This is a genomic window from Paenisporosarcina sp. P4_E4_2 (assembly GCF_056401595.1).
Genome location: NZ_JBFUJC010000146.1, coordinates 1 through 7,645, shown reverse-complemented (window position 1 = coordinate 7,645; position 7,645 = coordinate 1). Strand labels below are relative to the sequence as shown.

General features: G+C 40.3%; 5 protein-coding genes. All 5 read left to right on the top strand.

Going from position 1 to position 7,645, the window contains the following annotated elements; genetic code table 11:
- The first annotated feature begins 355 nt into the window (after window positions 1-355).
- The 5 genes from AC1DSB_RS11250 to AC1DSB_RS11230 all read left to right on the top strand — a co-directional run bounded on the left by AC1DSB_RS11250 (window position 356) and on the right by AC1DSB_RS11230 (window position 7,611).
- The gene (locus AC1DSB_RS11250; protein ID WP_477586735.1) at window positions 356-4,141 is read left to right on the top strand and encodes a S8 family serine peptidase; all 3,786 of its coding nucleotides are present in this window, start codon (window positions 356-358) and stop codon (window positions 4,139-4,141) included.
- Window positions 4,142-4,735: 594 nt separating this feature from the next.
- Entirely contained in the window at window positions 4,736-4,996 is a 261-nt protein-coding gene (locus AC1DSB_RS11245) for a hypothetical protein (protein WP_477532312.1), read from the top strand.
- 330 nt (window positions 4,997-5,326) lie between these two features.
- A complete protein-coding gene (locus AC1DSB_RS11240; protein ID WP_477586734.1) occupies window positions 5,327-5,686 on the top strand; it encodes a hypothetical protein in 360 nt (119 codons plus the stop codon).
- An 872-nt stretch (window positions 5,687-6,558) separates the two neighbouring features.
- Window positions 6,559-6,909: a hypothetical protein gene (locus AC1DSB_RS11235; RefSeq protein WP_477533428.1), complete on the top strand. Its 351-nt coding sequence runs from the start codon at window positions 6,559-6,561 to the stop codon at window positions 6,907-6,909.
- Window positions 6,910-7,065: 156 nt separating this feature from the next.
- Complete coding sequence (locus AC1DSB_RS11230; protein WP_477586733.1) at window positions 7,066-7,611, top strand: GrpB family protein; 546 nt, start codon at window positions 7,066-7,068, stop codon at window positions 7,609-7,611.
- Window positions 7,612-7,645 lie beyond the last annotated feature (34 nt).

Below are 7,645 nucleotides of genomic sequence, written 5' to 3'. Positions count from 1 at the left end.
ATAATACCCTGTAGCTTCTAAAACTATTGAAGGCTTCTTACCAGTCACTCTTAATTAAAAATCACTTATAAAAAAATGTCCTGACCCTTATTATGTCACTCTTGGTATAGTACTTTTGTTTTATTTCCAGAAAAGTGGAAATATTGTATGATAAAGTTAGTTTGAGTAATATTTCTGAATATTGAATAACTATTGGATAGACTCAGCTTATGCTAGATTAGTTGAAAAATTTTAATAACCTGATGTTGAAGGGACAGATCAGTGTATTAAATGTGAAGTTAAGTCATTAGCACGAAACCCTCACATTTTTACAAATATATTAATCTACTATTTAGTAAGGAAGAGGAGAGATTTAATGGGGAAGAGGAGAAACAAAAAAATTGTTAATGTAATGACCGCAGGATTGGTATCTGCAGTACTTTTGGCAACAAGTACTGTTCATTCATTTGCTTATGATGCCACCACCGCCAAAACGCTGGCCAACCAGGCGTCCAAGCAACTGCAGAACAACATGGTTGTCGACTCGCACACTGTTACCCTTATCACGGGCGAAGTTTTGATGATTGACAGTTATGCTGACGGGTTACAGGCAGTGACATTCGAACCGTCACTCGATGGCGAACCAACGGAAATAAATCAGATTCGGATAGGTGACGATCACTATGTCATCCCGGCTAAGGCTCAGCCGTACATCGATGCGGATGAGCTTGACCGCGACCTGTTCAACATTACCAAGTTGATAGAGTACGGATACGACGACGCTAACGGCGAAATACCGGTGATCGCGACTTACGCGGGCACACCGGCCAAAGTGGGCAAAGCGTTAGAAAAGACTGCTCCGGCAGGTTCTAAAAAGGACATGGTATTAGAGAGTGCCAACGGTATTGCGTTTAAGGTGAACAAATCGGAGGCTGAGACGTTCTGGGAAGCAATCGACGACGACAGCGACTTCGAAGCGACCGAGCCGGTACTTGCTGGTGGTATAGAGAAGATATGGCTCGACAAAATGGTACAAGTGACGCTAGAACAGAGTGTTTCGCAGATCGGGGCCCCGATAGCATGGGAGGCTGGATATGATGGCAAAGGCGTGAAAGTGGCTGTCTTAGACACTGGGATTGATTCGAATCATCCTGATGTTAAAGGAACCATCTTAGAAGCGAAGAACTTCACAGACGACCCTGATTCTATCGATCATCACGGTCACGGAACGCATGTTGCTTCGACTATCGTGGGATCTGGCGCAGCTTCCAATGGTAAATTAAAAGGAGTAGCTCCAGGTGCTGAGCTTCTAATTGGAAAGGTGCTTGACAGTAGTGGTTACGGTTCTGATTCAGGAGTCATCGCTGCAATGGATTGGGCAGTTGAGGAAGGCGCCGATATCGTCAGTATGAGTCTAGGTAATCCTACTCCGAGTGACGGTACTGATCCGGTGAGTCAAGCGCTTAACAATTTGAGTGAAACCTCTGACACATTATTTGTTGTGGCTGCAGGTAATGATGGATCAGATAAGAAAACTGTAGGATCACCCGGTGTAGCCGAAAAAGCATTGACTGTTGGGGCAGTAGACAAAACCGGCGTGTTAGCTCCCTTTTCAAGCCGTGGTCCGGTTATCAACAATTACCGTGTCAAACCAGAAATTATGGCACCAGGAGTAGGAATCGTAGCTGCTCGTGCAACAGGAACCTATATGGGTACTGTCGTTGACGACAATTATACCGCTGCTAATGGTACGTCGATGGCTACACCACATATTGCTGGTGCTGCAGCCATTCTTAAACAAAGGCATCCGGACTGGTCTGCTGACCGAATCAAGCAGGTGTTGGTTGGAACGGCTATGCCAAATGCAAAAAATACGGCCTATCAGCAGGGAGGCGGACTTGTAAGCATTGAGAAAGCTCTGGATGCGAACGTCTATAGCAGTCCTGCAGTCGTCAGCCTTGGAAGTGCTGAGGAAACCAGTGAGCCGATCGAGAAGACATTTGATTATGTCAATCCATCCGATGGTGAAATGACATTAACGCTTACTATGGAATCTAAAAATGAAAAAGGAGCCCCGGCTCCGGATGGTATGTTTACACTAAGTCAGTCAGAAGTAACAATTCCTGCCAATAGCAGCAGTACGGTCGAAGTGACGTTTGATCCTTCTCTCGGCACTGTAAGTGATTACAAAGCAGTCGTTACGGCTACTTCAAGTGACGGTAAAAGAGTAAACACGACCATTGGCGCTACGAAGAAGGTACCATCAGTGGATTTAACGCTTCAATTGATTGACCGCAATGGAAACACAACGAGTGGAGAATTCTTTGTGGTTAACCTTGATACGGGATCCTACAATAAAGTCAGACCAAATAGAGACACTGGGATTAAGCTCATCGAAGTGCCGCAAGGGCGTTACTCGGTAATGGGTACCGTGGATACCTACGATGAAGCTGGATTCCTTGTAGAGAATCATACCCTCGCAGGTGATCCTGAAGTTGAGCTTAGCGAGAACAAGATCCTCACGATAGATGCGCAGTTGGGTAAAGAGGTCAAAATCTCTACTCCTAAGGAGTCCGACGGGACCGGATACCAATTAGGGTACCGCCTGGATCAAGACAAGTTTAGAATGGATGTAATAACTGGTTTTTATAATCCGTACTGGGATCACGCATACGTGGTACCAACTGAGCCTTTGACGACCGGCACGTTCGATTTTAGCTTCAAACAGCGCAGATTCGCTCCTTTGATCCGTGCATCGTATGACGGAACTGGTGATTCGATTCCGCTCGAGCATGTCGAGTTTACGCCTAAGTTGGACGGCGATAAGACAATGGAAGCAGTCGATCTTGGCTTTGCTCGACCTGATGACCTCAGTGGCAAGAATCTAAGTGGCAAACTGGCAGTCATCACTCGTGATACGGAATCGACGATTACTGACCAGATTAAAGCAGTGACTGCTACCGGTGCTGCGGGTGTATTTATTGTCTACGACGGACCAGGCATTTTCTGGACTAGCGTTTTGAAAACAGACGGCATTACAATTCCGGCCTGGACCCTTCAACAAGACGAAGGTGCGGTGCTATTCGATCGAATTGCCAACGGACCTACTAGTATCAACTTAAAGGGTATTGCCAACAGCCCGTATGTGTATAACATGGCGATGGTTATTCCGGAAGCGATCCCGACTAACCCAGTCGACACGGTGACTAAAGAAAACTCTGCAGTAGTGAATGCACACTATCGCGGTTCAAAAGGCAGGGTTCTCGTTGATTCGCTGGCGTCGATCCGCCCGCGTGAGTTTGTGACCTTGCAAGTCTTGGATTATTATTTCGACGCACCGCTAGACCGGGAAGAGTGGTATTCAACCGGCAGCAAGTGGCCGATGCTGAAAGATATTAAATGGAACCACACTGTCCATGACGAAAATCGCATGAAACGTAGTATGAATGACATACACCGTATCTATCTTCCGGGTGAACAGCGCGAAGAGACATGGCTTGGTGCAGCCAATGGTCTGGCAGACAGGGAGATAACCATGGCATATCGTGAAGGAGACAAATTCACGCTCAACATATTTGAACAGGGCGACAGCCAACCGGGGCACTGGGGCAATTTTGCTTTTGATTACCCTGAAGACACTTCGGTGGCTCGGTTGTACAAGGACGGAAAGCTCCTTACAACGAGCAATTATTTCTCATTCTTTTACCCGCTGTCAGTTAGCCCTGACCCAGCGACTTACCGAATCACCATGGATACGGCGCACCCGACAGGATTCAGAATGTCTACACAGACCAGCACAGCATGGACGTTCAAGTCTGAGCGACCGGCAAGTGGACGGGAAAACCTTGGCTTACTGTGGCCAACGTATGACCTTGAACTGGATGGGGAAAACAAGACAAAGGGTGGAAATACTTACCACTTTGACCTTTCATTCTCCCTTCAATCAGGTGATACCCCAGACATAAAAGGGGTTGAAGTCGAAGTGTCCACTGACGACGGTGTCACCTGGAACACCGCGAAAGTGTCGAGCAAGAAAGGTGGCCACTACAAGGTGTCCGTGAAAAACCCAAAATCTGGTTACGTGTCGCTCCGTGTCAAGGCATGGGACGTAAACGACAGCCAGATCGAGCAGACAATCATTAAGACCTACGCTGTGCGCTAACACTCACGGTAGATACAATAGATTTGCATAAAGGGCAGTGGCTTTATATAAAAAGCTACCAAGTAAATGAACTGCACCCCGATTGTTAGACTCAACTAACTATTGGAGGTGCAGTTTTTTATGACCAACTTTACTTATGATGTAAAGTTGTCGGCTGTATTAAAGTACAGTGAAGGCAATGAAAGTTTTCATGCCCTAGCGAAAGAAATAGGTAGTACTAAATATACTCTAAGGAGCTGGGTCTATCATTATCAACATCATGGTACCCAAGGGCTGAAGAAATCCTATACAAGTTATTCTGTACAGGATAAACTTGACGTACTTAACTATGGATGAAAATGGGACGTCATCTAACGAAAACGCCGCAATACTCAACATCCTGTAGTTTTGAAATAAAGTTGCGTTGATCCGAGCAGGATTAACGCTTTTTTTGTTGAACTTATTGAACTAACGAGGCATGTTAGTTCAATAAGAAACTATATTAAGTTGGATAATTATGATAATATTAGAAATAACAGTAAATGTCGAAAAAGAAGAATATCCTTGAAGCACGCAGTTTCGTATGAAGTCGCTTATAAAATGGGAGGTGATTTCTTGATACCGATAATTCTGTCAATAATACTAATAGGCGTTCTTAGTTTTTCCAGTTTCGTTGTAGTTCAAAAAAGAAAACAAGCTGGTGCAACGGGGATGAAAAGTGCATTATCATCTATTTGCTTCTTTCTGATTGCTATAACAGGCCTTTTGGCTTATTGGTTAAATTTTACGGGAATATTAAGTTGGGCTATTATTTTAATTTTGTTGATTTTAGGTACTTATTTTACAAAGTACAGTGTTATACCTGAAAAAATCTAGGTCAGCATTCATAGTGCTGGCTCTTTTTTTTGCACTCTAGGTCCATATTGTGCAGTAAGTTAATTTTTCTTATTGAACTAACGGGGCAGTTTAGTTGAACAAAGATATTTGTGAAATTGTGATGAAATCGATTTATTATGGGGTGTGATGTCTGTCAAAAAATTAATAGAATTTGAATATTTGTCCAACAAAAACCGTATAGATAATAAATTCATTAAATAAAAATCTTAAACGAGTTTTAATTGGGCTTACAACGTGAATATTACAATATTCACTTTCCCTCACTGTTGATTTTATAGTTAGTAATAAAAAGGAGGTGTTTAATTTAAAATGCACTTAATTTTATTCACAATAGTTTATTGTTTTATAACTCAACTTATAAATATTTCATATGGACCTGCTTTAGGAGTTTTTTTAGTGAGCTTTGGCTTTCTTAAAGGTTTTTTTAGTAACACTCACAGTAATTTTTTAAATCTAGAAAGTTCTAAAAAATTGTATATAAAAAACGGATTTAAAGATTCTTTAATAGAATTATTATCTTTAGTATTAGTCTATATTAATTCTTATTTAATTGGTTCTGAACCTTTTACTCTTTTTGAATTCGTTTTTTTATTTGCTGTTTTTGCAATTGTATATCGTTTCTTATTTTGGGGTATAACACGAACCATTAAAGAAAGAGAAAAAAGGTAGCGAGACCAACCTTTAATAATCTGATTCTTGATAAGTTTTCTCAACTACTTCGGGAAAAGATGTCGAATTAATATAGCGTCCATTTTGGGTGCTTTTTTTGTTGTTAGTAGGTGATGGTTCTTCTTGTAGAAATTGAGGTAGATCAAAAGGAGATGATTAAATGGGTTTGAATCCGATAAAAGATTTAATAGCAGAGTTTGAATTAGGAATACTTGTGAATTACATAAACTATCAAAACCCCACTAGGCTTTGTTAAATCCAAAATAAAAATTGTATTGAAGTTATATGCAGCAGGGAATGCCAAATGAAACAAATTCTAATCAATATAAATAGCGAGATTATTACTACCTTATTCAACTAACGGATGCTTTAGTAAAAATCATTGGGCTGCTTAGGCAGCTTTTTTTCTTATTGAACTAACGGGGCAGGTTAGCTCAATAAGGGAAAGTGAGTTTTTATGTCACACTTGACACATAAAGTGAAACAGATGATTGAGAACATTTATTTAAACAGAAAAAACAACCAAAGATTGGCTTTTTTGACGAAGTTTAAACAAGAAGATTCCATATGTATTTAATTCCAGCCCATAAAGCTAAGGCTAAGATCACTGCTAGAATCCCTTTAAAAATATCTCTCATGTGGGCACCTCCATAGAAGTTGATATATATGTATTTACGAAAGAGAGTTATAAAAGTTTCATATCGATAATTTCATTTGAACACAATAAGTTTCTTCGCAGTTCGAGCAAAATGTGCAATAGAAGAAAAGGATCTTCTTCAACTAACGGGGCAGGTTAGTTGAAGAAGGTTACTTGAAGATTGTGGAGAATATGTAAATAGAGGAAAGAAGATAGGAGAGGAAGGGTACGTAACTTGAAGAAAACAGTTGGTTGGACACTTGCTTTAACTACACTTTTAATCGGTGGAGCAATCTATTATTTCATAACAGTTTCTCTCTACGAACCATCGGAAGATTTATTCGACTTTCCTGTTCCTAAAAAAGCTGAACTAGTTAAAGAAAATGAACACGCGGTAATTTATGATTGGTCCAGCGCATCCGAAGAAAATGGAATCCCATTTGGGTATAAATTAGTTATCAAAGCGAATGGTTGGGAAAGAGTTGAGAGTTCGGATATAGATGCTTCTCCCCATTACTCAAAAGGGAATCATCAAATAAATGTGCTTTCTCTAAGGAAGCAATTGACCCTCATCATAGAGAAATAACTGACATTGAAATATTTAGAACCTTATTCAACTAACGGGTGCTTTAGCTTAAGATCGGAGCTGTCAATTAGGCAGCTTTTTCTTTTAACGAGGCAGGTTTGTAGGTACAAAGATTTTTCTGAAACTGAAAAAAATAAAATCTTGAGGGAGAGTAAAATGAGAGATATTCAAGATGAAAGCACATGGCCCGTTTGGGCTAATGAGACAATAGACATTGTCGAACCAAATCCCAAGTGGGTAGAAAAAGGTAATCAGGAAAAAGCACTTCTTCTTAATCTTCTTTCAACTTTCGGCATAACAGAAATTCAACATTATGGAAGTACATCTATTCTTAATTTACCAGCTAAACCAATCATTGATTTAATGGCTAAAATTGATTCATTTCAAAAAATAAAAGAAATATCTTCATTGTTAGCTAATCACGACTGGCATTATGTACCACCTAACATAGACAATCGACCTTGGCAAAGATTTTTTGTGAAAGTAATTAACGACAAACGAGTAGTACATTTACATATTTTTCTTGAGGGAGAAGAACGGTGGGATAAACAGCTACTTTTTCGTGATTTATTACGGACTAATCAGCAGTTTATTGATGAATACGCTATTCTTAAAAGAAATTTAGCAAAAAAATATAGCAATGATCGTGAAGCGTACACTAAAGAAAAAACAGAATTTATCAATTATGTTCTTAATTCTTAGTTGCGAACTAATATAAGTTTGTGAAGAAATGTAC

Bases quoted from the DNA above. Each gene is read 5' to 3' on its own strand.
- AC1DSB_RS11250 (WP_477586735.1), top strand. From the start codon at position 356: ATGGGGAAGAGGAGAAACAAAAAAATTGTTAATGTAATGACCGCAGGA.
- AC1DSB_RS11240 (WP_477586734.1), top strand. From the start codon at position 5,327: ATGCACTTAATTTTATTCACAATAGTTTATTGTTTTATAACTCAACTT.
- AC1DSB_RS11230 (WP_477586733.1), top strand. From the start codon at position 7,066: ATGAGAGATATTCAAGATGAAAGCACATGGCCCGTTTGGGCTAATGAG.